The sequence below is a fragment of the Tritonibacter scottomollicae genome, from assembly GCF_003003215.1.
Lineage (GTDB): Bacteria > Pseudomonadota > Alphaproteobacteria > Rhodobacterales > Rhodobacteraceae > Epibacterium > Epibacterium scottomollicae.
In genome coordinates, this window is record NZ_PVUF01000002.1 from 199,414 (window position 1) to 225,392 (window position 25,979).

Here is a 25,979-nt window from a genome sequence, read left to right on the forward strand (position 1 = left end):
GCTGCGCCCTTCAGGCGACCTTGTCGGAGCGGTGCATCTCATCCCAACCTTGGTCGGCACCAGCAGAACGCGGCGTATCCTGTTCGATCTTGAAGCGTTTGACGGATGCCACGAGTTTTGCGGCTTCGTTGCGCAACAATTGTGCCGATGCTGCTGTTTCTTCGAGCATGGCAGCGTTTTGCTGCGAACTCTGATCGAGCTGGGTCACCGCGGAATTGACCTCGGTCAGGCTACTTGACTGATCCACCGTGGCGGCCGCGATCTGGTCCACCATTGTCACCATGTTCGTGACCGTTTCCTTGATTGCGTTCAGCTCTATGCCGGTGCGGCTGACAAGCTCCACGCCTTGGGTTACCTCGTTGGAGCTATGACGGATCAACTGGTTGATTTCCTCGGTGGCATCAGCAGAGCGCTGCGCCAAAGCTCGCACTTCAGATGCAACAACTGCAAATCCCGCGCCTGCTTCGCCGGCGCGCGCGGCTTCGACACCCGCATTCAGCGCCAAGAGGTTTGTCTGGAACGACACGCCCTCGATCATATCGGTGATCTTGCTGATGGCCTCGGAAGCCTCGCGAATTCGGTTGATCGAGGCGGTGGTTTCCTCAGCTACGACAAGCGTGGAGTTCACCCGATTTTGTGCGTCCTGTACAAAGGCATGCGCTTGCTTTGAATTGGACGCCGTGCCTTTCACGGCATCGCTCAATACCTGCATCGCACCTGAAGTCTCTTCCAGCGATGCGGCAGAGTCCTCACCCCGTTTGGAGGCATCCAGCGAAGCGGATGCGATTTCGTTGGCCGTGTGGTTCAGTGTGACGCTGCTTTCGGCAAGTTGCTTGATCACCTCGGTAAGTGTCTGGCTCAATTCGTCCACTGCGCTTGATATTTCCGAGAACACGCCTTTGTGGTTGTCCGGCATGCGTTCTGTCAGGTCACCCTGAGATAGGGCATTGATCGTGAACCGCACATCGCCAAGACCTCTTTCTACCACGTCGCCGATCGCGTTGACCCCATGGCCAAGCACGGCGAAGTCCCCGCTGTCATCCTCTATCGGAATGCGCAGTGAGAAATCCCCTTCCGCACAGGCGCTTATGACTTTGGAAATTTCGGTGGAAAGACGGTCCTTTTCTTGCTGTCCCTTCCGAAAGTTCTCGATTGCATTGCAGACAGCCTTCACTTCTCTGATGGCGGATCGAGGGGTCTCCTCGTCGAATTGTCCAGCCAGCATTTTTTCCAGAACTGTTTGCACGCGCAGCAAGGGCTTCGCAATCTTCTGAGCGAGGGTAAAGGCCAGCGTCACGAATATGGCAAGCCCAATCAAACCTGCGACAGCCGCGCGTTGCACCAGAACCTGTTGCGCCGCCTTTGAGGTGATGACGACCTCTTCTCGACGCTGGTGTATATTTTGCAAAATCCCGGCAAGGATCGGTTCTGCTGCAGCATATCGATCAGACAATGTTTCGGTCAGCTGTTTTGCGCTGAGGGTCTCTGTGACATAGGCGCTGAAGCTATCCTGGTAGTGGGTCAAGAGTTGCTCGATTTCCGCCTGTTGGTCCGCGCTGTCATAGTAGGAGATCGGGAAGTTGCGGAATTCGTCAACCCGGGCGTTCAGCCGGTCCAGGTATTTTGTGTTCTGCCGCATTATGAAATCTTTTTCATGCCGGCGCATCATCAGCATCTTTACCTGCATTTCCGGATAGCTTGTATTCTTCAGGCTTTCCTCGACCTCGTGAACTGCCTTACGCAATTGTCCCTGTAGTCCGGTTGTCTCATCAAAGCCGAGCGCCCTGTTGCTCTCCACAACATCGGCAAAGCTGGTCGCATAGGCGGTCACGGCGGTTTGAAGAGCCGTTAGATCTGCCGCGGACTGGTCCAAGCCATTGAGCTCGCCCAACTGTGTTTGTGCAGAAAGCAGTGTCTCGTTCAGATGTGCAATGACATCCGCGTGCCGCGCGACATCGGCGTCGCCCAAGCGCAGGAGAAAGTCCTTTTCCGCTCGGCGTGCCTGCAAGAATGCCAGTTCCAGCTGCACGATCGTCGCATCCAGTTCCTGAATTTTCTCGATTTCAGTCTGGTGGCCGTCCCGCGCATCGTGTGTGTAAAAGGACAGGCCGATCAGAGAAAACATGATGAGGGCCGCCAGTCCGACGATGGACAGGATTGCGGTACGGATGGAGATACTCATGGGCATCGCGTGTCTCATGTACAGTTTCGATGCCATTTTTATATCGAGAATAAGTTAAGCTATCGTTCTGATGGGAACCTCTCGTAGACAGTGGGAGGCATGTTTTTCAGTGGAATTGTAGCCAAACGTGGAAAGCGCCTCTGTCTGGATTTCAAGTTTTCCAAACAGTGGTTGTGGAGGGCTCAGTTCCCTGACGCACCGTAAAAGTAGACAGGGCACACCTTCTGCGTGCTGATCAGCGCAGGGGAGATGCAGCTGTGTGCCGCGTGGCGGAGGAGGAATGTCATGGAGTTTGACTACGTGATTGTCGGCGGTGGATCTGCAGGATCGGTGCTGGCGGCGCGCCTCTCTGACGATCCCGCAACCTCGGTCTGTCTGCTGGAGGCGGGCGGGAAGGGCGACGGCCTTCTGGTAAGGGTGCCAGCAGCGGTTGTCGCCATGCTGCCGGGGCGCCCGAAGATCAACAACTGGGGGTTTGAGACGGTGCCGCAGGCCGGTTTGAACGGGCGGCGCGGCTATCAGCCCCGGGGCAAGGCGCTGGGCGGGTCGAGCGCGATCAACGCCATGCTCTATGTACGCGGCCATGCGCAGGACTATGACGAATGGGCCGACCTCGGCTGCCCCGGCTGGAGCTGGCAGGATGTGCTGCCCTATTTCCGCCGGGCCGAGAACAACGAGCTGGGCGACGATGCCTTGCATGGGGAGCAGGGTCCGCTGCAGGTCAGTCAGCAGAAAGCGCCCCGTCTGGTCACCGAGGCTTTTGTTCAGGCCGGTGAAGCGCTGCAGATCCGCCGGACGCAAGATTTCAACCGTGGCGACAACGAGGGGATAGGCCACTACCAGGTGACCCAGTTCCACGATCCCGCCCGCAACGGGGAGCGCTGCTCGGCGGCGGCGGGCTATCTACACCCGGTGATGGGACGTCCGAATTTGACCGTGCTGACCCGGGCGCAGGCCACAAGAATCCTGTTTGAGAACAAGACCGCCACCGGCGTCGAATTCAGGCAGGGCAGGACGACCAAGACTGTGAGCGCGCGCTGTGAGGTCCTGCTCTGTGGCGGTGCGTTCAACTCGCCGCAACTGCTGCAACTCTCTGGTGTGGGCCGGGCGCAGGATCTGCAACCGCATGGGATCGAGGTCCGGCACGACCTTCCCGGCGTGGGGCAGAACCTGCAGGACCACCTTGATTTTACCCTCGCCTACAAGACGCGGGACAAGGACAACTTTGGTATTTCGCTGGCCGCTGGGGCCAAGCTGCTGCGGGAGGTTCTGGAATGGCGCCGCACCGGGCGCAGCATGATCGCCACGCCTTTCGCCGAAGGAGCGGCGTTCTTGAAGACCATGCCTGAACTGGATCGTCCCGACGTCCAGCTGCATTTTGTGATTTCGATCGTCGATGATCATGCCCGCAAGCTGCATCTTGGCCATGGGATCAGCTGCCATGTCTGCCTGTTGCGGCCCAAATCCAGAGGCAGCGTATCGCTGGCCTCTGCCGATCCGCTGGCGGCTCCGGTGATCGACCCGCAATTTTTGGCGGAGCGCGACGATCTAGACGGTCTGATGCGGGGCGTGCGCCTCACCCGTCGGATCATGGCGCAAGCCCCGCTGGCCGACTATCTGGCAAAGGAGCTGTTCATTGATGCCGAACCCGATGATGCCGCACTGGAAGGCCATATCCGCGCCCGCGCCGACACTATTTATCACCCGGTGGGCAGCTGCCGGATGGGCACCGACGCGCAAGCTGTGGTCGATCCGGAGCTACGGGTGCGCGGCCTCAGGAACCTGCGGGTGGTTGACGCCTCGGTCATGCCGCGTCTCATTGGCGGCAACACCAACGCGCCCACGATCATGATCGCCGAAAAGGCTGCCGACATGATCCTGGGCCGCCCGGCGCCTGCGCGCGACGGGCCCTGACACAACAGGCAACACAGAACAATAAGGAGGAGACCCCATGCTGGGCAAGATGATGACGCAACCGCTGACCATCAGTTCACTGATCGAACATGCGGGCAAGTACCATGCCGGCACCACCGTGGCCTCGGTCGAGACAACCGGTGGCGTCGAGCATACGACCTGGGGCAATGTCGCCAGCAATGCGCGAAAACTGGCGGCGGCACTGGACAGGCTCGGCTTAAAACCGGGCACCCGCTGCGGCACGATCGCCTGGAACAACCGCCGTCACTTGGAGGTCTATTTTGGTGTCGCGGGTGCGGGCTATGTCTGCCACACGCTGAACCCGCGCCTGAAGCCCGAGCAGCTGATCTACATCATCAACCACGCCGAGGACGAGGTGCTGTTCATCGACGCGACCTTTGTCCCTGCCGTGGCCCAGCTCAGAGCACATCTGCCAAAGCTGCGCCACGTGGTGCTGATGGGGCCGGAAGACGCCGAAGCCGCCGCGCAGATCGACGGGCTGCTGTTCTACGACGGCCTGCTGGCCGCAGAGAGCGGTGACTATAGCTGGCCTGATCTGGACGAGAACGCCCCCTCCAGCCTGTGCTACACCTCAGGCACCACTGGCAATCCGAAGGGTGTGCTCTATACCCATCGCTCCACCGTGCTGCACTCGCTGGGCGGCAACCAGCCCGATGGGCTGGCGCTGGCGGCGCGTGACAGCGTGATGGCGGTGGTGCCGATGTTCCACGTCAATGCCTGGGGGGTGCCCTATATCACCGCCGCGGTGGGGGCCAAGCTGGTGCTGCCGGGGCCGAACCTTGATGGCGAAAGCCTGGTGAGGCTGATTGATGCCGAGGAGGTGACCATCGCTCTGGGGGTGCCGACGATCTGGATGGGGCTGCTGCAGGCGCTGAAAGCCACTGGCAGCACAGTTCCGAGCCTGGAACGCACGGTGGTGGGCGGCTCCGCCTTGCCGACAGTGATGATCCCCACCTTCCGCGACACCTACGGGGTGGAGCTGATACACGCCTGGGGCATGACCGAGACCAGCCCGCTTGGGACCCTGAATCAACTCCTGCAAAAGCACCACGCGCTGAGCGATGCCGAGAAAGGCGCGATCCGCGAAGGCCAGGGCCGTCCGCCCTTTGGCGTAGAGCTGCGCATCGTCGATGAAACGGGTGCAGCCCTGCCCGAGGATGGCAAGACGCAGGGGGAGTTGCAGATCCGGGGGCACTGGATCGTTGATACCTACTTCGGACAGGAGCAGCCGGCGCTCACCGAGGACGGTTGGTTCGACACCGGCGACGTCGCGACCATCGATGCCGACGGTTATATGATCATTCGGGATCGCTCCAAGGATATCATCAAGTCGGGCGGTGAATGGATTTCCACGGTGGAGCTGGAGGACATCGCCATGTCGCATCCGGGCGTTGCTCAGGCAGCGGCGATCGCGGCCCGTCACCCCAAGTGGGACGAACGCCCTGTACTGATTGCGGTAAAATCTGATGATACGCTCACGGAGGTAGAGCTTCTTAAACACTATGATGGCAGGGTCGCCTCGTGGCAGGTCCCGGACGCCGTGGTGTTCGTGGAGGCTCTGCCGCTCGGTGGAACCGGCAAGGTTCAGAAGAACAAGCTCCGCGAATCGTATCGTGACATGCTGCTGTGATGGCGGCAAAGGAGGCGGGAATTTGACCCGCCTCGGCCCCCGCCGCAAAGGGGCCACATTACCGCCCGTAGCCTGCCACAAGTCTTCCCCCGAAAAGCCAGGATGGCCTCAATTTTGCCTTGGAAACCATACGTTTAGGTGTGTTACTGGGGCCAATTTTATCTGTTAAGACCTGGTTAAGGAACCCCTCTGTATCCCGGTTTTGGGTGAACAGAAAAGGTGGTGGGAACATGACTGCTCAGAGCAACGTAGCTCCTATTATTATCAAGCGGAAAAAGGTTGTCGGTGGTGATGGTCACCACGGCGGCGCATGGAAAGTGGCCTATGCCGACTTCGTTACGGCGATGATGGCTTTCTTTCTTCTCATGTGGCTTTTGAACGCGACAACGGAAAAGCAACGCAAGGGTTTGGCGGACTATTTTTCACCGTCCATTCCGCTGAGCCGCGTATCCGGCGGTGGTAATGGCGCCTTTCAGGGCGACACCATGTTCACTGAGGATGTGAAACCTCAGAACGGCATTGGCGCGACGAAGGAAAACCCGACAGATGCGTCTCGGGCGCAGGGTGACTCCGGTGTCGCCGACAGCCAGCAGAATGACGAGGCCGAAGAGGCGAGCTTCCGCAAGATCGAAGAAGAGCTGATGGGACGCGGGGGCGAAAGCATGGTCAGCATTGATATGGCGCGCCATATCGTGACCCGTGTGACAGATGAAGGTTTGATCATCGAACTCTTCGAGACCGACGATGCCAAGCTGTTCGAAACCGGTACGGAACGTCCGAACGTAATGATGCGCGATCTGCTGCGGATGGTGGCTCGGGTTACGGCGGCGGTCGAGAATGACGTGGCGATCGGTGGGCATGTGGCCTCGACCCCTGTGGTCATCGCCAACAACCCGGTCTGGGCCCTCTCTCACGCCCGTGCCAATGCGACCCGGGAGCTGCTGGAGACGGGCGGTATGAAATCCAAGCGAATCTCCCGCGTGACCGGTTACGCAGATCGCGACCTCGCCTCCCAGAATCCGATGGCTGCGCGGAACAATCGCATCAGCATCACGCTTCTGCGGAAGTAATCGGCCATAAAACAAAGGCAAAAGCGGCTAGCAGATAGATAGGATTTTATCTGTTAGCCGCGCGTTAAGTACAAGCGCGCTAATCCTGACAGCGAGAAAAAACTCAAGATGCAGCAGAAAGGCGTATCTAATGACCATTTCCTCTTCGCTGAATGCTGGCGTAGCCGGGCTTGCCGCGAACTCCAGCCGCCTGGCGGCCATTTCAGATAATATCGCGAATTCCTCGACCGCCGGCTACAAGCGCGTAGTGACCTCATTTGAATCCATGGTCATCTCGCAGTCCGGTGGCACCTACGCCGCGGGTGGGGTCTCTGTCGGCAACATGCGCATGATTGACGAGCGCAGTTCCCTGATCTCCACCAACAACTCCACCGACATTGCTGTTGACGGAAAAGGTTTTATCCCCGTCGCAAGCCTCGCTGAGGTGGAAGCGGGCGGTGATCCGAACATGCTCTTGACCACTTCCGGTTCCTTTCGGACCAATGAGGAAGGTTATCTGGCGACGTCGTCTGGGCTTGTGCTCATGGGTTGGCCAGCTAATGCAGATGGCTCAATTCCCACCGTTGCTCGTGACACCGATGATCCGCTTGAGGCGATCAAATTCGATACTTCCCAGTTGAGCGCCGCGCCGACGACGGCGGTGAGCCTTGGCGTCAATTTGCCAGCTGAGAGTGCAGTGACAGGCGCTGCGGGCGGTTCCGAAGAGAATACCATTCAGTACTTCGACAACCTGGGCGGTCAACAAGATCTGGATATCGTTTACACGCCAACGGGTGTGAACGACAATGAATGGTCAATGACCCTCACAGATGGTGCGACGGGTACGGTTGTCGGGGACTACACTCTGACATTTGACGACTCCGCAACCGGCAAAGGCACGCTCGACACTGTCGCCACGACCACCGGCGGTGCTTATGATTCCACTTCCGGTACCATCATCGTGACCACCGACAGCGGCCCGATCGAGGTTCAAATCGGTGTGATGACCCAGCTCTCGAGTGCATTCTCTGCTGCTACCATTGAGAAGGACGGCTATGAGGCTGCCAGCTTTGCCGGTGTCGAGGTCGATGAGGGCGGGTTTGTGCACGCTCTCTACGAAAACGGCAGCAGCCGTGTCGTGTATCAGATTCCTCTTGCTGACATGCCGAACGCAAATGGGATGAGCTCTCTCGACAGTCAGACTTTCAGGCCATCGCCTGACAGTGGTGCGTTCTACCTGTGGGATGCGGGCACCGGACCGACTGGAACCGTGGCTGGCTACCGTCAGGAAGAGTCGGCAACCGATGTCGCGACTGAATTGACCTCGATGATTCAAACACAGCGCGCCTATTCCTCCAACGCGAAGGTCATTCAGACCGTCGATGAGATGCTGCAGGAAACCACAAACATTAAGCGCTGATAAAATCAGCGCTTTCAAATGATAATATGTAATCACAGAAGGTGATCTGGGATGTCTCTTTCGACCGCCCTCAATAGCGCGATGACCGGTATCACGGCGGCCAGCAGGTCGACGTCGGTAGTGTCAGACAATCTCGCGAACGCCCTGACTGAAGGGTACTATCGCCGCACTTTGAATCTCAGTTCGAACGGCGCAGCCGGCGGCGTGAGCATCGGGTCGGTGCAGCGCATGATCGACCCTGCTATTCAAAAGAGCGTGCGGTCGGCAGAGGCAACTCACGCTTCCAACTCGGTCACCTCCAGCTTCTATGCACAGGTTGCTGATCGGGTCGGGACAGTGAACGATGCATACTCGGTTGCGCAACGGCTGACGGATATGGAGACCGCCCTGATCGAGGCGACCTCCTTGCCGGACTCGGACGCGCGCCTCAATGATCTATCCATGCAGGCTGAAGAACTGGCAATGTCCATTCGGGATGCGGCGGATGGTGTTGCGACCTTGAGAAACAAGGCCGAAGGGTCTATCAACGCTCTGGTCAATGGTCTGGAAACGGACCTTGAGAACCTCAATGAGATCAACAAGAAAATTCTTGCTGCGGAGATCCGCGGCCAGGATCCGTCTGGCCTTCAAGATCGGCGTGACAACCTGATTGACTCCATCAACGAGGTCATCCCGGTTCAGGTGTATCAGCGGGACAACAATCAGACTGCGCTTTACACCACGTCAGGTATCAAGCTGATCGACGGTGGCTCTGTCGCTGAGTTCTCCTTCAATAAGACGTCTCTGGTCACGCCTTACATGTCCATCGGCAATGGGCAGCTGTCAGGTCTGGAGATTGATGGCAGGTCCATCGATACATCCATCGACGGCAAAATCGGTGGCGGCAGTCTCGCGGCGCAATTCCATGTTCGCGATGTTGCCGCGGTAGAGGCGCAGAACGATCTGGACACAATGGCGGGCGATCTGATTGAGCGTTTCCAGGATCCGACCGTGGATCCCACGCTTGGTGCCACAGACCCGGGCATATTTACCGATAACGCGGCCTACTATGACAGTACGAACGAATTGGGTATCGCCAATCGGATAGAGATCAACAGCGTCATCGCCATGAGTGGTGATGCAGAAACCTGGCGCTTGCGTGACGGTCTGAATGCGGCAGCGATCGGCAATCGTGGGGATACAACGATCCTCAACAACTACGGCGCCGCACTGGATGCAACAAATACGATCTCGTCGCCCGGGTTGGGGTCTGGTGACTACAGCGCTTATTCGATCGCTGCGAACCTGATGACCAATTTCACCCAGGAAAACACTTGGGCGGAGCAGCAACTGGCTTTCTCGTCGGCCATCTATTCCGACATCCAGGCTCGCGAATTGGAGCAGGGCGTTGATACCGACTCGGAACTTCAAACGCTGATGATGGTCGAAACGGTCTATGCCGCGAACGCCCGGATGATCCAGGCGATCGATGAAATGATGCAGGAACTGATGAGGCTCTAAGCTATGAATGTGCAATCTTTTGGTGATATGGCGCAGTTTCTGTTTCTGCGCGGTCGTTCGGTAGAATTGAACAAGACCCTGGACACGCTGACCCAGGAAATGAGTACGGGCGTTTCGTCGAACCTGCCGGCACGCCTTGGCGGTGATCTCGGGTTTGTTGCGGATCTCGAGCGCTCAATCTCGAAAATGGACAGTTACAAGGTCGCAGCGCAAGAGGCCGCGCTATTTTCTTCTACTGCGCAGGACTACCTCGAACGGATCAATGACAATGCATTGAACCTCGGTGCGGATATCCTTTCGTTGTCCAGTACGGCCAATGACACCACCGCGCAGGAGCTGGCCTCTCAATCTATGACCTATTTGAAGGAGGCAATCTCTAATTTGAATGGTCAGCTGTCCGGACGAAGCCTGTTTGCCGGTACCGACACCAGCACATCGCCGCTGGAAAGTGCGGACACCATGATGACAGCACTGGTTGCTGAAGTCGGCGCGCTGACGGACGAGGATGATATCGTCCAGGCGGTGCAGGACTGGTTCGCGGATCCTGCGGGGTTTGATGCGATCATGTATAATGGTTCGACCGACAACATGAGCGCCGTGCGGATCGGCGTAAATGAAGAAGTCAACTTCGCCCTCCGTGCCGACGATGAGCGTCTGAAACAGGCCATGAAAAGCTTCGCACTTGGGGCGCTGGGCAGTCAGGATTATCTTGGCCATCTGTCCACGGTGGAATCTTCGGCTCTGGTGGCGCGGGCTGGCACTGAACTGATGAATGCGCAGACCAGCCTGACGGATGTGCAGTCCGATCTTGGCTTCATTCAGGCGCGGATCGAGGAAACACAGACCCGCAATACCGCCGCTTTCACATCCATGGCCACGACCCTCAACGATCTGATCCTGGCTGATCCTGCTGAAACCGCGAGTCGCGTTGAGGAGGTCCAGTTCCAGCTGGAAGCGCTCTACTCGATCACCGTGCGGTCCTCGCAGCTTAACCTGTTGAACTACATGTAATGCGCAAACTCCTTCATATCCTGATGACATGTCTGTTGCTGCCGACGCTGGCGCAGGCCAATGCAATCCGCCTCAAGGACCTAGTCGAATTTGACGGGGTCCGAGGCAACGATCTGGTGGGCTATGGCCTCGTGGTTGGTCTGAATGGTACCGGGGATGGTTTGCGCAATTCACCATTCACCGAAGAGATCATGACCAACATCCTCGAACGCCTCGGCGTCAACGTGAGTGGCGAGCAGTTCCGACCCAAAAACGTGGCGGCCGTGTTTGTAACCGCGTCCCTGCCGCCCTTCGCGCGGGTGGGCGGAACGATTGATGCGACGGTGTCTGCGATCGGTGATTCCAGCAGCCTTTTGGGCGGGACATTGATTATGACGCCTCTCAACGCAGCCGATGGGCAAATTTATGCAGTGGCGCAGGGCACGATCCTGGCCGGCGGTGCGGTGGCCGAAGGTGAGGCCGCGACCGTGACAAAGGGTGTGCCGACGTCCGGCGTGATCCCGTCGGGCGCGCGGGTCGAGCGAGAGATCGATTTTGACCTGTCTTCGCTCGATTCCATGCGGTTGGCCTTGCGAGAGCCGGATTTCACGACTGCAGGCCGCATCGAAAGTGCAATCAATAGCGAGTTTGGTCGCAATGTTGCAGTGATGCGTGACTCCGGCACTGTTGAGGTCAATATCCAGCGCACCAACGCACGTTCGACCGCCCATGCGGTTGGCCGCATGGAGAACGTGTTGGTAGAGCCGCAGCGCAAGGCGCGTGTCGTGGTGGATCAAAGTTCTGGCACCATTGTCATGGGCAGTGATGTGCGTATCTCTCATGTAGCCGTGGCCCAGGGCAACCTGACACTGCGTGTGGAAGAAGCGCCGCTGGTTTCTCAGCCCAACCCCTTTGCCGATGGTGAAACCGTGGTAGTGCCGCGCACCGGTGCCGCATTGGAGGAAGAAGAGGGAATACAACTCGCCGAAGTCCGCGAGACGACCTCTTTGTCTGAGGTAGTGGCTGGTCTGAATGCACTGGGTGTATCCCCGCGCGACATGATCGATATCCTGAAAAGCCTCAAGGCTGCAGGGGCGCTGCATGCGGAGTTCGTCGTGCGCTAACTCGCAGATCTCAGCCCCCTGACGAAGCACCCTGGGAGACCCGCCCGGGGTGCTTTTTTGTGCAGGACTAGGACTGAGAGCAGTGGGGCGAGTATCATCATGCGCAGGTTGTGGGCGGTATGGTCTAGCTTGCGCAGTTGTGATGGATTGATGGCGTGGTGCCCGTCGGCCATGATCTCACAGCACAGCACAGCACAGCACAGCACAGCACAGCACAGCACAGCACAGCACAGCACAGCACAGCACAGCACAGCACAGCACAGCACAGCACAGCCAACGCTGATTCCATGTGTGAGTGCCAGCGAGGTGGATGTCCTTTGCTTGAGCCGCCGCCCGACGGGTGTCGGCGTGTCGCGTGCCAGGGTCGTCAGCGCCATGCTCGAAATTCGCGGGACCCATAAATGAAAAAAAGCCCGGGCTGCTGGACAACCCGGGCTTCTTTGTTTCGAGGTGTTGGGATTGCGTCAGCCTGGATAATAGCTCCGGACCAGAGCGCTCGCGATCAGGCTCCAACCGTCAGCGACAACGAAAAACGCTAGTTTGAACGGAAGAGAGACGAGTGCTGGCGGCACCATCATCATGCCCATCGACATTAGGACAGCGGCCGTTACAAGATCGATAACCAGGAACGGCAGAAACACCAAGAAGCCGATTTGGAAGGCTCGGGTGATTTCCGAGAGCATGAAGCTTGGGATAAGTACCGAAAGTGACGAGTCGGGCGAGGGGTCCGTGCCCTCCGTAGCCGGTCTGAGATCGGCGATGGCGTAGTAGGTGTCAGCATCGAGCCTGTTGGCCATGAAGACCCGAAAGGGTTGAACGGCGCGTTCCAGCGCCGGCACGACTTCGAGCTCCTCATCAATCAGCGGGGCGATTCCGGTCTCCCAGGCTTCGGTAAACACCGGTTCCATCACGAAATAGGTCAGGAACATCGCCAAGCTGATCATCAGCATGTTCGGCGGGGCCTGCTGTAGACCGATACCCTGACGTAAGATCGACAGAACCGTAATCAGGAATGGAAAACAGGTGAGCATGACCAGGAGGCCCGGCGCAACGCTGAGCACAGTGATCAAAAGGATGAGCTGGATGGTTCGGGCCGAAATCGACTGTCCATCCGCGAGGTTAAGGCTCAATTCTTGAGCCAGCGCTGCCTGAGGTTGCGCCAGCAGTACAAAGACCGCCAGCGCTCCCAGAGCGATAAATTTCCGTGTCATCCCAGCCCGCTTTGCAGATCTGCAATTTCTGTCAAACGTACGGCCAGCTGGCCGGCCTGATCGCCTTCCATTTCTTCCAGTTGACCGCGCGCCACCAGACGGTCTCCGACATAAAGGTCCACGGGATCTTCGACCTTCTTGTCCAAAGTCAAAATCGCGTTTTCACCGAGGTTCACAAGGTCGCGAATCAGAGGGCGCGCCTTGCCAACTGACACGATCACCTCCACCGGGACCGAGACAAACGGATTGGAGGCATCGGCGGATTTCGGGTTCAGTTCGCCAGACTCATCCATAGTGGCTTTCCTCTTTGAATTGATAGGAGAAGGCATCGATCGACTCGCGGATGGATTCGATGAGTGCCTCGGAGTTCAGTTCACGTTCGCTCTGCCCAACCCGAAGTTGGGCCTGCCCTGCATTGAGATTTGCATCTTCGCGCACGCGGACATCGAGGGATGTTTCGTCACCAAGCAGCGCCCGGATGGCAGTCCCTTCTCCGGCCGCGGCAACGACCTCCATCGGTTCATTGATCCGGCTTTTGGCCATTTCATTGAGATGGTCGATGATGTGGTGGCCGAAGGTCGCCGCCATCGTGTCGGGAAGGATGGCCGAGGTCAGGACCTTGAACATCGGATCTAGCGATTCCATCAGCTGCGACTGAGCCTCATGATAGGTGAAGCTCAGATCTTCGAGCGAACTGGCAAGGGTCGCAGAAACATTGGTGACTTCCTTGTCCTTGGCATCGATCGCGTCATCCCAGCCCGCCGTGTAGCCTTTTTCAAAGGAGACCAGCTTTGCTTCTTCGACGACTTCTTCGGAAAAGTTGCTGACAGGCTCGACGGGAGTTTTGACGCCAAAGTCCTCCAGAAGATGTGCAATTGTCATCCGGCACGCTCCTCATTGTTTTCTTCCAGCCACCCGCGCAGGATTTGCACGGTTTCTTCCTGGCGGTCGCCGATCATCGATCGCAGACGATCCACGGGATCGGCGCTCATGCCGCCGCCAAAGCTGTTGAGCCCGTCGCCCATGCCCGGTAGCTCGCCCATGGGCTCGAAACCACCCTGACCGCCGCTGTCGATTTCCCCATCAAGCGCAATGTTGGCGCCTAGATCGGGGTTGGTCATGAAGTTGGCATCACCTCCTGCCATATGCGGCAGCTCTGGCAGGCCACCGTCCACAGTTGACCCGTCCGGTGCGGCAAGAGACCGAACCGACGCGCCATTTCCTGCGAGGATCGGACGCACCACGAACAGACCAAGGATCAGGGCAACCAGCGCAAGTGCGGCCATCTGGATGATCGACATCACGTCAAAATACAGATTGTCGAAGAAGGATGCCGTGACTGCTGTTCCTTCGGGTTCTACATTCGGCAGATCCATGGACTTCAACGTGATCACGTCGCCGCGATTCGGATCGAACCCAACCGCAGAAGAAATCAACTCGCGCAGTGCTTCGAGCTCTTCTTCAGGGCGGGGCTGGAATTCAGTCTGACCCTCGGCGATTTCGGTTGTGACACCGTTGACCAGAACCGCGACGGTCAGGCGTTTTATCGCGCCAGGACCGCGTACGATTTCCTTTTCGGTTTCGGACACTTCGTAATTGACCCGCTCACGGGTGGCGTTGGTGTTGGCACGCGATCCTTCACCAGTACCCGCATCACCATCGGGAATATTCGATGCCACGGTGACTTCGCCGGCCTGATTCTGCGAGGAGTCGGTACGTTCCTCGACATCGGTACTGATCGCGACACGGCTTTCCGGGTCGATCCGCTTTTCACGGATCGATTCGGTATCAGTCACCGTCTCCACGCTGATTTCGACAACGGCATTGCCATGTCCGACGCGCGCCTCCACCAGGCGCAGAACACGTTCGCGCAGGGTCTGAGATCGATCGTCAGTGCCCGCGCCAGCCGCCGCAGCTGCTTCAGGCGATCCGATCAGGGCGCCATTGGCGTCGATAACTGCCACGTTATCCACCGCAAGCCCGGCAACAGCAGAGGCCACGAGAAAGCGAATCGCGTTGGCCTGCGCTGGTGTGACCGGTGTCCCCATCGGCGTCACCGATACAGAAGCCGTGGGTTCGATTGTTCGTTGGAACGGGTTGCTCCCGGTGTTGGCAATATGAACTCGCGCCTGACTAACATGAGGGTTCGCCACAATGGTGCGGGCCAATTCGCCTTCTTTCGCGCGCCAATAGGCAGCGTCAAACATTTGCGAGGTGGTCCCGAACCCGCTGAGCGAATCGAGTAGCTCGTACCCTTTGCCGCCATTTGCTGGCAAACCCTGGCTGGCCAGGGTCATTCGCAGTTCATCGCGTTTATTCGACGGAACGTAGATCGACCCGCCGCGTATTTCATAGTCGACAGCGCTTTGTTCGAGCGCGCTGACGACATCTCCGGCCGAGCTGCTCTCGAGCCCGGCATATAGTAGTTGCATGGATGGCTTATTCGCCACCATGGACATGAGGAAGAAGGTGAAGATCACGGCGAGAGTCGCCCCGATTGCCATCAACCGCTTCCGCGTATCCAAACCTGCCCAGACATTCTTGATCTGCTGCACATTAACCTCCGTCGCACCGGCGTTCTCTCCGGCCTGCAACCCTTTTCTCCGATTGGCCTTAACATTCGGTTAGTTCCTGTCGGGTTATGAACGGGGTGCACGACGTTTTAGGGATAGCCATGACAGACGCTGTAGCTGATGTAGGAACAGATGGACCGGCCAAGAAGAGTAAGATGCCCCTTATCATAGGGCTCGTACTTGGACTCGCCGGTGCAGGGGGCGGTTTTTATGCCGTTCAGTCGGGCCTTCTTCCTTTTGGAGATAAGGCTGGGTCGGAAGTTGCCCATGCCACCAAAGAGGCGCCAGAAGGCGTAGACAAGGGTGAGACGGCGGGAGAGATCGCCAACCTTGCCTTTATCGAAATGGAACCGATCGTAATCACGCTGAACAAAGCCAGTGGCGTTCAGCAACTTCGGTTCCGCGCTCAACTCGAGGTCAATCAGGCCGATCAGGTCGAGGTTGAAAAAGTCCTCCCCAGAGTTGTCGACGTTCTGAACAGCTACCTGCGGGCGCTGGAGCTTGAGGATATGACAGATCCGATGGCCCTGCCGAAACTGCGGGCACAGATGCTACGGCGGATCAACATCGCGACCGGTCAAGGCCGCGTGCGTGATCTGCTGATCATGGATTTCGTACTCAACTAGGAGGACAGGATGGAACTTATAGCTGATATCCTGCTTGCGGCCGGAGCACTGGGTGCCGGGTTTTATTGCCTGGTGCTATCGCGCCGACTGAAACGCTTCAACGATCTCGAAAAAGGGGTCGGAGGCGCGGTGGCGGTGCTCTCGTCGCAAGTGGATGATCTGAACAAGTCGTTGGTCGCAGCGCGCAAGATGTCGGATGGATCTAGCCAGGCGCTGGAACAATTGACTGGCCGGGCCGAATCCGTATCGCACAAGCTGGAACTGATGATGGCGTCGATGCATGATATCGCGCCACAGCAGGAACCGGCGTCTCAAGCGGCAGCGACGACCGAAGAAAATGACGCGCTTGCAGAAGCTTATGAGGCTGATGCACAGGACGACGCGGCTGCAGATGCCGTCCAGTCGGAGCCTCAGGAAGAAGCAAAGCCTTCTGGTCTGATGTTCGTGCGTCATAACCGGAATCAAAATCGGGTAGCGTGATGGCGAAGGCTGAAAAATCCAAGAGAATGGAAAAGGCTAAGCGCGGTACGTTGATGCTGTTGGCGATTTTCCTGATGGGGTCAGCGGCGGTTCGAATCGCTCTTGAAGCGGCCCCGGCCATCGCGCTTGAAGTTTCCGAGATGCAATCTTCAGACGACGGGTCAAACGTGCCAACGGCTGGTGGAGGCCGCTCCACGGTCCCCGATTCGGCAGAGATGCAAGCCATGCTTGCGGCCTTCAAGAAACGTGAAACCTTGCTGAATGAGCGGGAGGCGGAGCTAGAAGATCGTATGCGAGCACTCGAGATCGCCGATCAGGCGATCAACAAGAAGCTTACGGACTTGCAGCAGGCAGAGGAAAAGCTTCTGGCCACTCTCGCGCTTGCCGATGGTGCCGCCGAACAGGATGTCACCAAGCTGACCAGTGTTTACGAGCAGATGAAGCCAAAGGAAGCGGCTGCATTGTTCGAGGAAATGGACCCGACCTTTGCTGCTGGATTCCTGGCACGTATGCGGCCCGAGGCGGCTGCTGGCGTCATGGCCGGTCTCAGCCCAGAGGCGGCCTACACAATCAGCGTGGTACTGGCCGGGCGAAATGGTGAGGTGCCCAAGGAATAACTTGGGCCCTCACTCAGTCTTTCTTAACAAGACTCATCTACCTTCCAAGCAGTGATAGAATTTGGAGCTTACCTATGATCGGGATTGTGGGGATCGTTGTGATCTTTGTCATGGTGTTCGGTGGCTACCTGCTTGCAGGCGGGAAGCTGGGCATCATCATCAAGTCTCTTCCTTTTGAGATGATGATGATTGGTGGCGCGGCTATCGGGGCTTTCCTGATCAGCAATGACATGAGTGGTGTAAAACATACGCTTAAGGACATGGGTAAGGTCTTTAAGGGGCCTAAATGGAAGCCGGATGACTACAAAGATCTGCTGTGCTTGCTATTCGCTCTCATCCGCATCGCCCGAGCGAATCCAGTCGAGGTGGAACAGCATATCGAGGATCCGGAGAATTCCTCCGTATTTGGAAAATATCCCAAGATCCTGGCGGATAAAGAAGCCGTAAATCTGATTAGTGACACCATGCGCTCTGCCTCCATGAACTACGATGACCCGCATCAGGTCGAAGAGGTTCTGGAAAAGCGGATCGACGCCAACCTGCATCATGCGTTGCATTCAAGTCATGCGTTGCAAACCATGGCCGACGGTCTGCCCGCGCTGGGCATTGTGGCCGCTGTTCTCGGGGTGATCAAGACGATGGCGTCTATCGATCAGCCGCCTGAAGTCCTTGGCAAGATGATTGGTGGCGCGCTCGTCGGGACTTTCCTTGGGGTTTTCCTGTCCTACGGTCTGGTCGCACCCTTCGCTGGCAAGGTGAAATCTGTCGTCGAGGAAGACGCGCATTTCTATCAGCTGATCCGAGAGGTTCTGGTGGCGAACCTTCACAACCACGCCGCCGCCATCTGCATTGAAGTGGGGCGTCAGAATACGCCTTCCCACATCCGGCCCGGGTTCTCCGAGCTGGAGGAAGCCTTGAATTCGGTGAAACAGGACGCAGCATGATTTCGCGAGCAATCGCATTGGCGACCGCAGTAGTGGTCGCCGGATATGCAGAAGCACAAACCATCGTAACGCGCTCGGGTGAACACGAAGACTTTTCCCGGCTCGTAATGCGAATCCCTGATGGGGTAGAATGGTCTCTGACGCAAAGTGATCGCATTGCCACCATCAACGTCGGATCTCCGACGGCAGTGTTCAATACGCGTGGCGTATTCGATCTCATCCCCCGCACCCGCATTCAAGACATCAGACAGTCCGGCCCAGGCCAGCCGCTGCGAATTGATCTGGGTTGTGAATGTAGCGTCGACTATTATCAGCAGTCGGATGGTTATCTCGTTGTAGACGTGCGTGAGGGGCGTCCACTTTCATTAGCGGAACCGTCTGATAGAGCAAGTCTGCCACTGACATTCCCGACGTCGGGGGAGGGCTACAGTTTTAATCTGGAGCGCCAGAACTTGGCCAGCGCGCGGGTCGCACTGAATCTCGAGGACGCGGTCGAGCAGGCATTCGGTTCTTCAAAGCAGCAACCGCTGCACACCGGGCCATTGGAACTGCCGCTTCGTGACGCGGAAGAGGCGGGGCCCACAGCCGAGAGCGCGCTTGCTGAGGCAAAACCTCCCGCCGAAAAAAACAAAGATGGTAAATCCGAACCCAAACCTTTGGATGCGAATGCCAGCCTTCTAATGGATTTCGACGAAAGTCAGCGGGCTGCCATGGTGAATGACACCGAGGCGCGCATCCTGCAGCAAATCGGGCGTGCCAGTAACCAAGGGCTCCTACAGCCCAACGCTGAGACGCAGGAGACCCAGCAACTTAATCCTCTGGATAATGGCAACCGTCCTCTCAACCCGTTGGACAACATTTCGGTCACATCAGCGATTGATCGCGAAACAGGATTGTTCGCGACCGGCGCAGGGGATGAGAATGTTGATACGCATTGTATCGCGGATAGAGAAATAGCGATTAACAAATGGGGCGACGAAACACCGTTCGCTGAACAGATCGGAGAGTTACGGAACAAGGTTCTTGGTGAATTTGACGAGGTGAATCGTGATGCAGCGCTGAAGTTGACACGAACGTATCTGTATTTTGGCTTCGGAGCTGAGGCGATAGCAGCATTGGGGCTTCTGTCCGAACGAGACTTGAACCCGCGCTCTCGTGAAGTGATGATGACGATGGCCAAGATTCTCGATGCTTCCGACATGCCCGTGAACACGATTTTCTCGGGACAGCAGACCTGCAACGGTGACGCTGCTTTCTGGGCTGCGCTATCAGATGGGCTGGTCAAGAAAAGCGCGAATACTGACGCAATTCAGCAGGCATTCGCACGCCTTCCAGCGCATCTTCGGGTGCAGCTGGGCCCACGCCTAAGCACGTTTTTTGCAGATGCTGGCGATCCAAGCGTCGCAAAAGCGGCTCTGCGATCTGTGGACCGCACGGGTATTGAAGCGGTCCCGGACCGCAATCTCGCCGAGGCCGCGATCGCTGAGTTAGAAGGTGATACAGATGAAGTGGTCCGCAATCTCAACGAGGAAGTCGCAGAGCAGAGTCAGAATACGCCTAAAGCGCTCATCGACCTTATCAAGCTGAGCTATGCGGAACGTCGCGCTTTGACACCGGATGTTCCGGACCTGACGGCCTCTTACGAACTGGAGAACCGTCATTCCGCGCTCGGTGCCGAATTGCGTCTAGCTGAGGTGACTGCTTTGGCGTTAACGGGCGACTTTGACAGGGCTTTCCAGCAAGTGTCCGTTTTGGAACAACGCGATGGCACCAATGCCAGAAATGCGGCCAATGTACCTTTGATGACGTTGCTGACAGAGAATGCTGACGACGTAACCTTTCTAAAGTACGCGTTGATTTTTGCAGAAGAGGCGGGTGCGACGCGTGCAGGCCAAGTGGGCGATATGGTGGCCCGCCGGTTGCTTGATCTGGGGTTTGCCGAGCAAGCAGAAATGTTGTTGGTTAAAATGAGCCTGGAGCCGCAGAATAACGAACGTCGCATGATGAGTGCTGAAGCACATCTCCAAATGGATCAGCCTCAGCGGGCTCTGGTTGAGTTGATGGGGCTCGAAGGACAGCAAGCAGATCGTATGCGGGCCGAGGCCCTGTGGCGTAATAAGGAGTATGAACGGGCGAGCCAGTATATGGTGTCCGCACAGGATTTGAACGAAGCCGCACGTGGGTTTTGGTTGTCTGAGGATCTGGACGCAGCGGAAGCATTGGATGAGGAAGCCGCCCCTTTCCGTGCAGTTGCAGATCTGACCAAGCAGATTGACACAGCAGTCCAGGAACCGCAGGGCATGCCCCCACTGGCAGAAGCACGTGCGCTGATCGAGAGCAGCGCCGGGGCGCGGACGTCGATCGAGGAACTGCTTCGCCAGGTTGAGCGAACTGCGCCTGAAGAAGAATAGGGTATACCTTTCATTTTGCATTGGCATGGCCGTCCCGGAGGACGGCCATTTCGCTTCGCCTGATAACATTTTGTAAAGCATGTCGGCCTACCGTGAGGACAGGGAAGAATCCTCATTTGGAACAGGCAAAATGCCAGTGAAAAAGACGACAGCAACCGGGCAACGATCCCGGCATTTTTTGACCGTGCGGCAAGGGGCTCCCCTGCTGGCGCGGTTTTTGGCGTTTTCGCGATGGATCATCGCCAGTCTCAGCGGATCTCCCTATCTTCCGACCGGTACTGCCGGGCCGATCCTGATCGCTTTCATATAAGAGAAAAACTCGTGCCGAATCTGTCAATCAAAGAGCTTTTCAGCCCGACGATCCTTCTAGCGATGGCGCTTATGGCGATCATCGTGATGATGATCTTGCCAATGCCGGCGTGGGTGTTGGACGTGGGGCTTGCCACTTCGTTCGCACTTGCGATCCTCATATTCACAGTGACCCTCTTCATCGAGAGACCTTTGGATTTTTCGTCGTTTCCGACGATCCTCCTCGCATCCTTGATGCTGCGCCTGTCCTTGAATGTGTCATCGACCAAGCTGATCATCGGACAAGGCCACACCGGTACGGATGCGGCCGGCAATGTGATCGAGGGGTTTGCGAACTTCGTGATGGGCGGCAGTGTCTTTCTCGGGCTCGTGGTCTTCGGGGTTCTGCTGATCGTGAATTTCATGGTCATCACAAAGGGTGCAGCGCGCATGGCGGAAGTTGGCGCGCGCTTCGCGCTCGATGGGATGCCTGGTAAACAGCTCGCGATTGACAGCGACGTGTCTGCGGGTGCGATCGATCACGCCACAGCCAAGGAACGCCGGGAGACCGAACAGCGTGAAACCACATTCTTCGGCTCCCTCGATGGCGCGTCGAAATTTGTGAAAGGCGATGCAGTCGCGGGTCTTCTCATTACTCTGCTGAACCTGATTGTTGGTCTGTTGATGGGGGTTCTGATCCACGGCATGCCGATCGGGACTGCTTTTGAAACCTACGCGATCCTGACCGTTGGGGACGGTCTCGTCTCGCAGATCCCATCGGTGATCATCTCTATCGCAGCCGCGCTTCTGCTGGCACGGGGCGGTGCAACCGGTGCCACAGACACCGCGATTTTCTCTCAGTTTGCCAAGTATCCAGGGGCGATCGCCGCAGTATCCGTGCTGATGATCCTCTTCGCTCTGGTTCCGGGTTTGCCGTTTATTCCATTCATCACCGGTGGCGCTCTCCTTGGGTACCTTGCCTACCGCGTCCAGAAGAAGAATGCCGAGACCGAACAGTCGGAGCTGGATGCGAAAGTCGAGGAGGTCCAGTCGCCCGAAAAAGCCAAGGCGCTTGGTGATATTCTGGACCTCGATGACCTGCATCTGGAGTTTTCCCAAGATTTGGTATCGATGGTTCTTGATCCCGGAACCGGACTGGACGCACGCATTGCGAATATGCGCACGCATGTAGCCACGACCTTTGGTTTGATTTTGCCGGAAATCCGCCTGACGGATGAGGCCGAACTGGAGAACGGAACCTATGTCGTTCGTATTCAGGGGGTTGAGCAAGCACGCGGTACGCTGCATCCGGATATGGTTTTGGCATTGATGCCAGATAATCATGCCGCGTTGCCGTCCGGAACAGATGTGACAGAGCCCGTCTACGGTGCGCCCGCTCGCTGGATTTCGACCAAGCATCAAGAAGACGCCGCCCTGATGGGGGCGACTGTGGTGTCACCGCCGGAGATCCTTGCCACGCATCTTCTGGAAGTCGTCAAACAAAGCTTCCCGCGCCTGTTCACGCTCAAGGCTCTGCGCCGCTTGCTGCGCGAGATGACGGATCTGACAGATGAGTTTCGCGCCAATGCCAACAAGAAACTTTTGGACGAGTTGATCCCGGACAAGGTGCCGATCGATACTCTGCACGCAGTGTTGCGCCTTCTGCTCGAAGAACGCGTGTCGATCCGAAATATGCCGCTGATCCTTGAGTCCATCGCCGAAGCGCGCATGCGAACCACGTCGCCGGAGCTGATTACAGAGCATGTGCGTCAACGCCTCGGCTTTCAGCTGGTGGCAGAAATGAAGCGTGATGATGGTACCATTCCGCTGGTACAGCTGGCCCCTGAATGGGAAGATGCGTTCACCACCTATCAGGTTGAAACCCAGTCCGGCCTTGATATTGCCTTGCCGCCAGACACGTTCAACAAGCTTGTTGATGCCATGAGCGACAAGATCAATCAGGTCACCGAGCAGGGTATCTTCGCCGCCATCGTCACCTCCACGCGACGTCGCCGGTATCTTCGCACGATCCTGCGGTCCCGCGGTATTCAAAATCCGGTATTGTCCTTTGAGGAAATCGGATTGGAGGCCCGTCCTGCACTTGTAGGTATGGTCGCGGCATGAATTTTGAAGGCATTACTCCTGAATTGCTGGCACTTTTCGGTGCAGGGTTCTGGCAAGGAGCCATTGTGTTCCTGCGCATCGGAGCAATGACTGCGGTCATGCTCGGGTTTGGGGAACAACTCGTCCCGACTCAGATCCGACTCGTTTCAGGTTTGGTGTTTACGGCCATTGTCGCCCCGACTTTGCCCCAGATACCGATGCCGCAATCGACCATGCAGTACGCCGGGCTCGTTGCGACAGAGGCGGTTGTGGGGCTGTCGCTTGGGGTCGCGCTGCGGATGTTCATGCATATGTTGCAGACCGCAGGGTCGATTGCGGCTCAATGTACCTCTCTCAGCCAAGTGCTAGGCGGTGCAGGGGCCGATCCGATGCCGGCGCTTGGTGCTGTCTTGTGGATCTCCGGCATAGCGGTAGCGGTCATGCTGGATTTTCACATTCACGCGGCAGAGTTGATGATCAGGTCCTATGATCTGTTTCCCATTGGTATCTTCCCGGATGCCTCGGGGCTATCGGAATGGGGAGTTCACCGCGTGTCGGAAACGTTTTCGATCGCGTTCACACTGGCAGCACCGTTCCTGATCACCGCAGTGATCTACAACCTCACGCTTGGAGTCATCAATCGTGCGATGCCACAGCTGATGGTGGTTTTTGTCGGTGCACCAGTGATCACGTTTGGTGGCTTGTCGATCCTGATGATTGGCGCGCCGATGATGCTTCAGGTCTGGGGGCGCAATCTGTTGATGTTCTTTGCAGACCCGGGTGTTGGAATGCCATGAGCGACGATAGCGAAGACTCAGACAAGTCATTTGAACCAACGCCCGAAAAGCTGCGCAAGGCACGTCAGGACGGCGATGTCCCGAAGTCGAACGACCTGCTGCAGGCGGCCTCATATCTGGGTCTGTTAATCGCGCTTTACGCTGCCGGACGGTCTTCCATTGAAGAACTCGGCACCGTCTTGATGAGTATGATCGACCAGCCTGATCGACTGGTCCCGGTATTCTTCGGCGATGGCAGTGCCTCCCCCATTGCGGGGGAGTTCATATCTGCAGCGTTTGGATCAATACTGTCGTGGTTTGTTGTCCCGGCGGCACTTGTGTTGCTGGCGGTGTTTGCACAAAAGGCCATGGTCTTTGCCCCGAAGCGGATTGAACCGAAGCTCTCGCGCCTCTCCATCATCAAGAACGCCCAGAACAAGTTTGGTCGCTCCGGCCTGTTTGAATTTGCTAAGAGCTTCTTCAAGCTGGTTCTGTATTCTGTTGCTCTGGGAGTTTACCTGTCTTGGCGGTTGCCCGAGATGATCGCATCTGTGGGCACCAGCCCGTTTACGGTTGTTCCATTCCTGGCACAGCTTGCCATGGAGTTCCTGATCCTGACGTTGATCATTGCCCTGGCGATCGGTCTTGTGGATGCATCATTTCAACAATCTGAATTTATTCGGAAAAACATGATGTCGCGCAAGGATGTCATGGATGAGATGAAGCAATCTGAGGGCGACCCGCACATGAAAGGCCAGCGCAAGCAGAAGGGGCGTCAAATTGTGAGCAAACAGATTGCCGCCGCGGTTCCCGATGCGGATGTGGTGATCGTTAACCCGACGCACTATGCGGTGGCCCTGAAATGGACCCGAGTTGCGGGTAGCGCGCCTGAGTGCGTTGCCAAAGGGGTCGACGAGGTTGCTGCCATGATCCGCGAGATCGCGCAGGAGAATGGCGTACCGCTGCACAGTGATCCACCAACCGCACGCGCGCTCTATGCAACGGTTGAGGTCGGTGAGGAAATTTCAGAGGAACATTACTCTCCAGTGGCGGCTGCGGTTCGTTTTGCCGAAGAGATGCGTAAGAAGGCGAAGGAGAGTATCGTATGAAACAGGACAAGATGCTTGCGCAGATGAAGGCGGTGACGAATGCCGTTTACCTGCGGGAACACGCCAAAGTTAAACCCATTCTTGACCGTGAGGCACAGCTGCGCGGCAAGCTGGCAATGTTGAAGCAGCAAGTGGAAGAGTCCAGGTCCCTGATTGACGAAAGCCATGAGATGAAGACTCTCGGTGTCGATTTGCAATGGCAGAGATGGCACACCAATGCCCGCCGGGATATCAACCAGGACCTTGCTCAGGTCACGGCACAGAAATTTCGTGCAATGGACAAGCTGCGTCACGCCTTCGGCCGTAAACATGCGGTAGAGACTATGGAAAATCAGCATAAATCGGATGTCAAGGAACGTCGCAACAAGATGCTGTTTGATCGGTTGATGAACCTCGACTGAGGCGGGCCTGGGAACAGCCCTGGCAGAAAGCTAGATGCCAAGAGAGGCCGCCTTCGAAGTTGAAGGCGGCCTCTCTTGTTAAGTGGTGCAGGCGGTTGTGATCAGACGTCCTGGCGGGTGATTTCCAGAATGAGTACATCGATCAGATCCGAGCCGAGAAAACGCCGCGCCTCTTCACGCAATGAGGTGCGCAATGGATCGAGAACCTCGGAACGCGTGAAAGCACCGCGGAATCCACCCATGTTGGCGTGATCGAACAGCACGCGCAGAAAGACATCGCGCAGCTTGGGCTCGAATGAGTGTACCTTGCCGGCCATTCCGGGCTTGGTCTCAAGGCTGAGGGAGATAACCACCATCGAGGTCAACTGTTCGCGCTCCACGACGGGGATCACGAACTGGTTTTTGATCTTTATGAAATCGTTCGGTATCTCATCGTCCTGAGCGGCCATGGTTTCGTCGGCCTTGTCATCCGCCGCCATCTCTGGATTTTCGCTGGAGCCCTCACCCTCGGCGCCGTCGGCGGATTGCGTATCTTCGGGGGGCGGTGCGAGCATGATGCCCGCACCTATGCCACCGCCGATGCCGATCACCAGCATGAGTATGGGAAGCA

Annotated in this window: 22 protein-coding genes; 16 read left to right on the top strand and 6 right to left on the bottom strand. The window is 57.3% G+C overall.

Going from position 1 to position 25,979, the window contains the following annotated elements:
• Window positions 1-10: 10 nt before the first annotated feature.
• A complete protein-coding gene (locus tag CLV89_RS04865; RefSeq protein ID WP_243394934.1) occupies window positions 11-2,188 on the bottom strand; it encodes a methyl-accepting chemotaxis protein in 2,178 nt (725 codons plus the stop codon).
• A 279-nt stretch (window positions 2,189-2,467) separates the two neighbouring features.
• Between CLV89_RS04865 and CLV89_RS04870 the strand changes: the two genes are divergently transcribed.
• From CLV89_RS04870 to CLV89_RS04900, 7 genes are all read left to right on the top strand, one after another.
• On the top strand, window positions 2,468-4,096 hold the full coding sequence (locus tag CLV89_RS04870; protein ID WP_106162514.1) for a GMC family oxidoreductase: 1,629 nt from the start codon (window positions 2,468-2,470) through the stop codon (window positions 4,094-4,096).
• A gap of 37 nt (window positions 4,097-4,133) precedes the next feature.
• Entirely contained in the window at window positions 4,134-5,747 is a 1,614-nt protein-coding gene (locus CLV89_RS04875) for a long-chain-fatty-acid--CoA ligase (protein WP_106162515.1), read from the top strand.
• Window positions 5,748-5,977: 230 nt separating this feature from the next.
• A complete protein-coding gene (locus CLV89_RS04880) occupies window positions 5,978-6,817 on the top strand; it encodes a flagellar motor protein MotB (RefSeq protein ID WP_106162516.1) in 840 nt (279 codons plus the stop codon).
• 130 nt (window positions 6,818-6,947) lie between these two features.
• A complete protein-coding gene (locus CLV89_RS04885; protein WP_106162517.1) occupies window positions 6,948-8,216 on the top strand; it encodes a flagellar hook protein FlgE in 1,269 nt (422 codons plus the stop codon).
• Between the two features lie 51 nt (window positions 8,217-8,267).
• Window positions 8,268-9,716: a flagellar hook-associated protein FlgK gene (gene flgK, locus CLV89_RS04890; protein ID WP_106162518.1), complete on the top strand. Its 1,449-nt coding sequence runs from the start codon at window positions 8,268-8,270 to the stop codon at window positions 9,714-9,716.
• Between the two features lie 3 nt (window positions 9,717-9,719).
• Window positions 9,720-10,727, top strand: coding sequence for a flagellin (locus CLV89_RS04895; RefSeq protein ID WP_106162519.1), 1,008 nt, complete (start codon window positions 9,720-9,722; stop codon window positions 10,725-10,727).
• The gene (locus CLV89_RS04900) at window positions 10,727-11,830 is read left to right on the top strand and encodes a flagellar basal body P-ring protein FlgI (RefSeq protein WP_106162520.1); all 1,104 of its coding nucleotides are present in this window, start codon (window positions 10,727-10,729) and stop codon (window positions 11,828-11,830) included. Before CLV89_RS04895 ends, CLV89_RS04900 begins: the two co-directional genes overlap by 1 nt.
• A 464-nt stretch (window positions 11,831-12,294) precedes the next feature.
• Here CLV89_RS04900 and fliP read toward each other — a convergent pair whose 3' ends face one another.
• From fliP to fliF, 4 genes are read right to left on the bottom strand one after another with little or no spacing between them, the layout of a single operon-like run.
• The gene (fliP, locus tag CLV89_RS04910) at window positions 12,295-13,041 is read right to left on the bottom strand and encodes a flagellar type III secretion system pore protein FliP (RefSeq protein ID WP_106162522.1); all 747 of its coding nucleotides are present in this window, start codon (window positions 13,039-13,041) and stop codon (window positions 12,295-12,297) included.
• On the bottom strand, window positions 13,038-13,334 hold the full coding sequence (locus CLV89_RS04915) for a FliM/FliN family flagellar motor switch protein (protein ID WP_106162523.1): 297 nt from the start codon (window positions 13,332-13,334) through the stop codon (window positions 13,038-13,040). Before CLV89_RS04915 ends, fliP begins: the two co-directional genes overlap by 4 nt.
• On the bottom strand, window positions 13,327-13,923 hold the full coding sequence (locus tag CLV89_RS04920) for an ABC transporter ATP-binding protein (RefSeq protein WP_106162524.1): 597 nt from the start codon (window positions 13,921-13,923) through the stop codon (window positions 13,327-13,329). Before CLV89_RS04920 ends, CLV89_RS04915 begins: the two co-directional genes overlap by 8 nt.
• Complete coding sequence (fliF, locus tag CLV89_RS04925; protein ID WP_106162722.1) at window positions 13,920-15,596, bottom strand: flagellar basal-body MS-ring/collar protein FliF; 1,677 nt, start codon at window positions 15,594-15,596, stop codon at window positions 13,920-13,922. Before fliF ends, CLV89_RS04920 begins: the two co-directional genes overlap by 4 nt.
• A 119-nt stretch (window positions 15,597-15,715) precedes the next feature.
• Between fliF and CLV89_RS04930 the strand changes: the two genes are divergently transcribed.
• The 9 genes from CLV89_RS04930 (at window position 15,716) to CLV89_RS04970 (ending at window position 25,369) form a co-directional block, all read left to right on the top strand.
• A complete protein-coding gene (locus CLV89_RS04930; RefSeq protein ID WP_106162525.1) occupies window positions 15,716-16,240 on the top strand; it encodes a flagellar basal body-associated FliL family protein in 525 nt (174 codons plus the stop codon).
• Between the two features lie 9 nt (window positions 16,241-16,249).
• Complete coding sequence (locus CLV89_RS04935) at window positions 16,250-16,720, top strand: hypothetical protein (protein WP_106162526.1); 471 nt, start codon at window positions 16,250-16,252, stop codon at window positions 16,718-16,720.
• A complete protein-coding gene (locus tag CLV89_RS04940; protein ID WP_106162527.1) occupies window positions 16,720-17,337 on the top strand; it encodes a MotE family protein in 618 nt (205 codons plus the stop codon). Before CLV89_RS04935 ends, CLV89_RS04940 begins: the two co-directional genes overlap by 1 nt.
• A 74-nt stretch (window positions 17,338-17,411) precedes the next feature.
• Window positions 17,412-18,281, top strand: a complete 870-nt coding sequence (gene motA / locus CLV89_RS04945; RefSeq protein ID WP_106162528.1) for a flagellar motor stator protein MotA — start codon at window positions 17,412-17,414, stop codon at window positions 18,279-18,281.
• The gene (locus CLV89_RS04950) at window positions 18,278-20,692 is read left to right on the top strand and encodes a hypothetical protein (RefSeq protein ID WP_106162529.1); all 2,415 of its coding nucleotides are present in this window, start codon (window positions 18,278-18,280) and stop codon (window positions 20,690-20,692) included. Before motA ends, CLV89_RS04950 begins: the two co-directional genes overlap by 4 nt.
• Before the next feature lie 372 nt (window positions 20,693-21,064).
• On the top strand, window positions 21,065-23,104 hold the full coding sequence (gene flhA / locus CLV89_RS04955; protein ID WP_394804997.1) for a flagellar biosynthesis protein FlhA: 2,040 nt from the start codon (window positions 21,065-21,067) through the stop codon (window positions 23,102-23,104).
• On the top strand, window positions 23,101-23,880 hold the full coding sequence (locus CLV89_RS04960) for a flagellar biosynthetic protein FliR (protein WP_106162531.1): 780 nt from the start codon (window positions 23,101-23,103) through the stop codon (window positions 23,878-23,880). The genes flhA and CLV89_RS04960 overlap by 4 nt, the downstream gene beginning before the upstream one ends.
• Window positions 23,877-24,968, top strand: coding sequence for a flagellar type III secretion system protein FlhB (flhB, locus tag CLV89_RS04965; protein WP_106162532.1), 1,092 nt, complete (start codon window positions 23,877-23,879; stop codon window positions 24,966-24,968). Before CLV89_RS04960 ends, flhB begins: the two co-directional genes overlap by 4 nt.
• On the top strand, window positions 24,965-25,369 hold the full coding sequence (locus tag CLV89_RS04970; RefSeq protein ID WP_106162533.1) for a hypothetical protein: 405 nt from the start codon (window positions 24,965-24,967) through the stop codon (window positions 25,367-25,369). The genes flhB and CLV89_RS04970 overlap by 4 nt, the downstream gene beginning before the upstream one ends.
• Before the next feature lie 101 nt (window positions 25,370-25,470).
• On the opposite strand, the gene CLV89_RS04975 is transcribed toward CLV89_RS04970, so the two are convergent.
• Window positions 25,471-25,965 (bottom strand): flagellar basal body-associated protein FliL, encoded by a 495-nt coding sequence (locus tag CLV89_RS04975; RefSeq protein WP_411052696.1) that lies wholly within the window; start codon window positions 25,963-25,965, stop codon window positions 25,471-25,473.
• Window positions 25,966-25,979: the final 14 nt, after the last annotated feature.

Excerpts from the sequence above, each read along its gene's own strand:
- CLV89_RS04865 (WP_243394934.1), bottom strand. The coding sequence starts at position 2,188 with ATGCCCATGAGTATCTCCATCCGTACCGCAATCCTGTCCATCGTCGGA.
- CLV89_RS04870 (WP_106162514.1), top strand. The coding sequence starts at position 2,468 with ATGGAGTTTGACTACGTGATTGTCGGCGGTGGATCTGCAGGATCGGTG.
- CLV89_RS04875 (WP_106162515.1), top strand. The coding sequence starts at position 4,134 with ATGCTGGGCAAGATGATGACGCAACCGCTGACCATCAGTTCACTGATC.
- CLV89_RS04880 (WP_106162516.1), top strand. The coding sequence starts at position 5,978 with ATGACTGCTCAGAGCAACGTAGCTCCTATTATTATCAAGCGGAAAAAG.
- CLV89_RS04885 (WP_106162517.1), top strand. The coding sequence starts at position 6,948 with ATGACCATTTCCTCTTCGCTGAATGCTGGCGTAGCCGGGCTTGCCGCG.
- flgK (WP_106162518.1), top strand. The coding sequence starts at position 8,268 with ATGTCTCTTTCGACCGCCCTCAATAGCGCGATGACCGGTATCACGGCG.
- CLV89_RS04895 (WP_106162519.1), top strand. The coding sequence starts at position 9,720 with ATGAATGTGCAATCTTTTGGTGATATGGCGCAGTTTCTGTTTCTGCGC.
- CLV89_RS04900 (WP_106162520.1), top strand. The coding sequence starts at position 10,727 with ATGCGCAAACTCCTTCATATCCTGATGACATGTCTGTTGCTGCCGACG.
- fliP (WP_106162522.1), bottom strand. The coding sequence starts at position 13,041 with ATGACACGGAAATTTATCGCTCTGGGAGCGCTGGCGGTCTTTGTACTG.
- CLV89_RS04915 (WP_106162523.1), bottom strand. The coding sequence starts at position 13,334 with ATGGATGAGTCTGGCGAACTGAACCCGAAATCCGCCGATGCCTCCAAT.
- CLV89_RS04920 (WP_106162524.1), bottom strand. The coding sequence starts at position 13,923 with ATGACAATTGCACATCTTCTGGAGGACTTTGGCGTCAAAACTCCCGTC.
- CLV89_RS04930 (WP_106162525.1), top strand. The coding sequence starts at position 15,716 with ATGACAGACGCTGTAGCTGATGTAGGAACAGATGGACCGGCCAAGAAG.
- CLV89_RS04935 (WP_106162526.1), top strand. The coding sequence starts at position 16,250 with ATGGAACTTATAGCTGATATCCTGCTTGCGGCCGGAGCACTGGGTGCC.
- CLV89_RS04940 (WP_106162527.1), top strand. The coding sequence starts at position 16,720 with ATGGCGAAGGCTGAAAAATCCAAGAGAATGGAAAAGGCTAAGCGCGGT.
- motA (WP_106162528.1), top strand. The coding sequence starts at position 17,412 with ATGATCGGGATTGTGGGGATCGTTGTGATCTTTGTCATGGTGTTCGGT.
- CLV89_RS04950 (WP_106162529.1), top strand. The coding sequence starts at position 18,278 with ATGATTTCGCGAGCAATCGCATTGGCGACCGCAGTAGTGGTCGCCGGA.
- flhA (WP_394804997.1), top strand. The coding sequence starts at position 21,065 with ATGGCGCTTATGGCGATCATCGTGATGATGATCTTGCCAATGCCGGCG.
- CLV89_RS04960 (WP_106162531.1), top strand. The coding sequence starts at position 23,101 with ATGAATTTTGAAGGCATTACTCCTGAATTGCTGGCACTTTTCGGTGCA.
- flhB (WP_106162532.1), top strand. The coding sequence starts at position 23,877 with ATGAGCGACGATAGCGAAGACTCAGACAAGTCATTTGAACCAACGCCC.
- CLV89_RS04970 (WP_106162533.1), top strand. The coding sequence starts at position 24,965 with ATGAAACAGGACAAGATGCTTGCGCAGATGAAGGCGGTGACGAATGCC.
- CLV89_RS04975 (WP_411052696.1), bottom strand. The coding sequence starts at position 25,965 with ATGCTGGTGATCGGCATCGGCGGTGGCATAGGTGCGGGCATCATGCTC.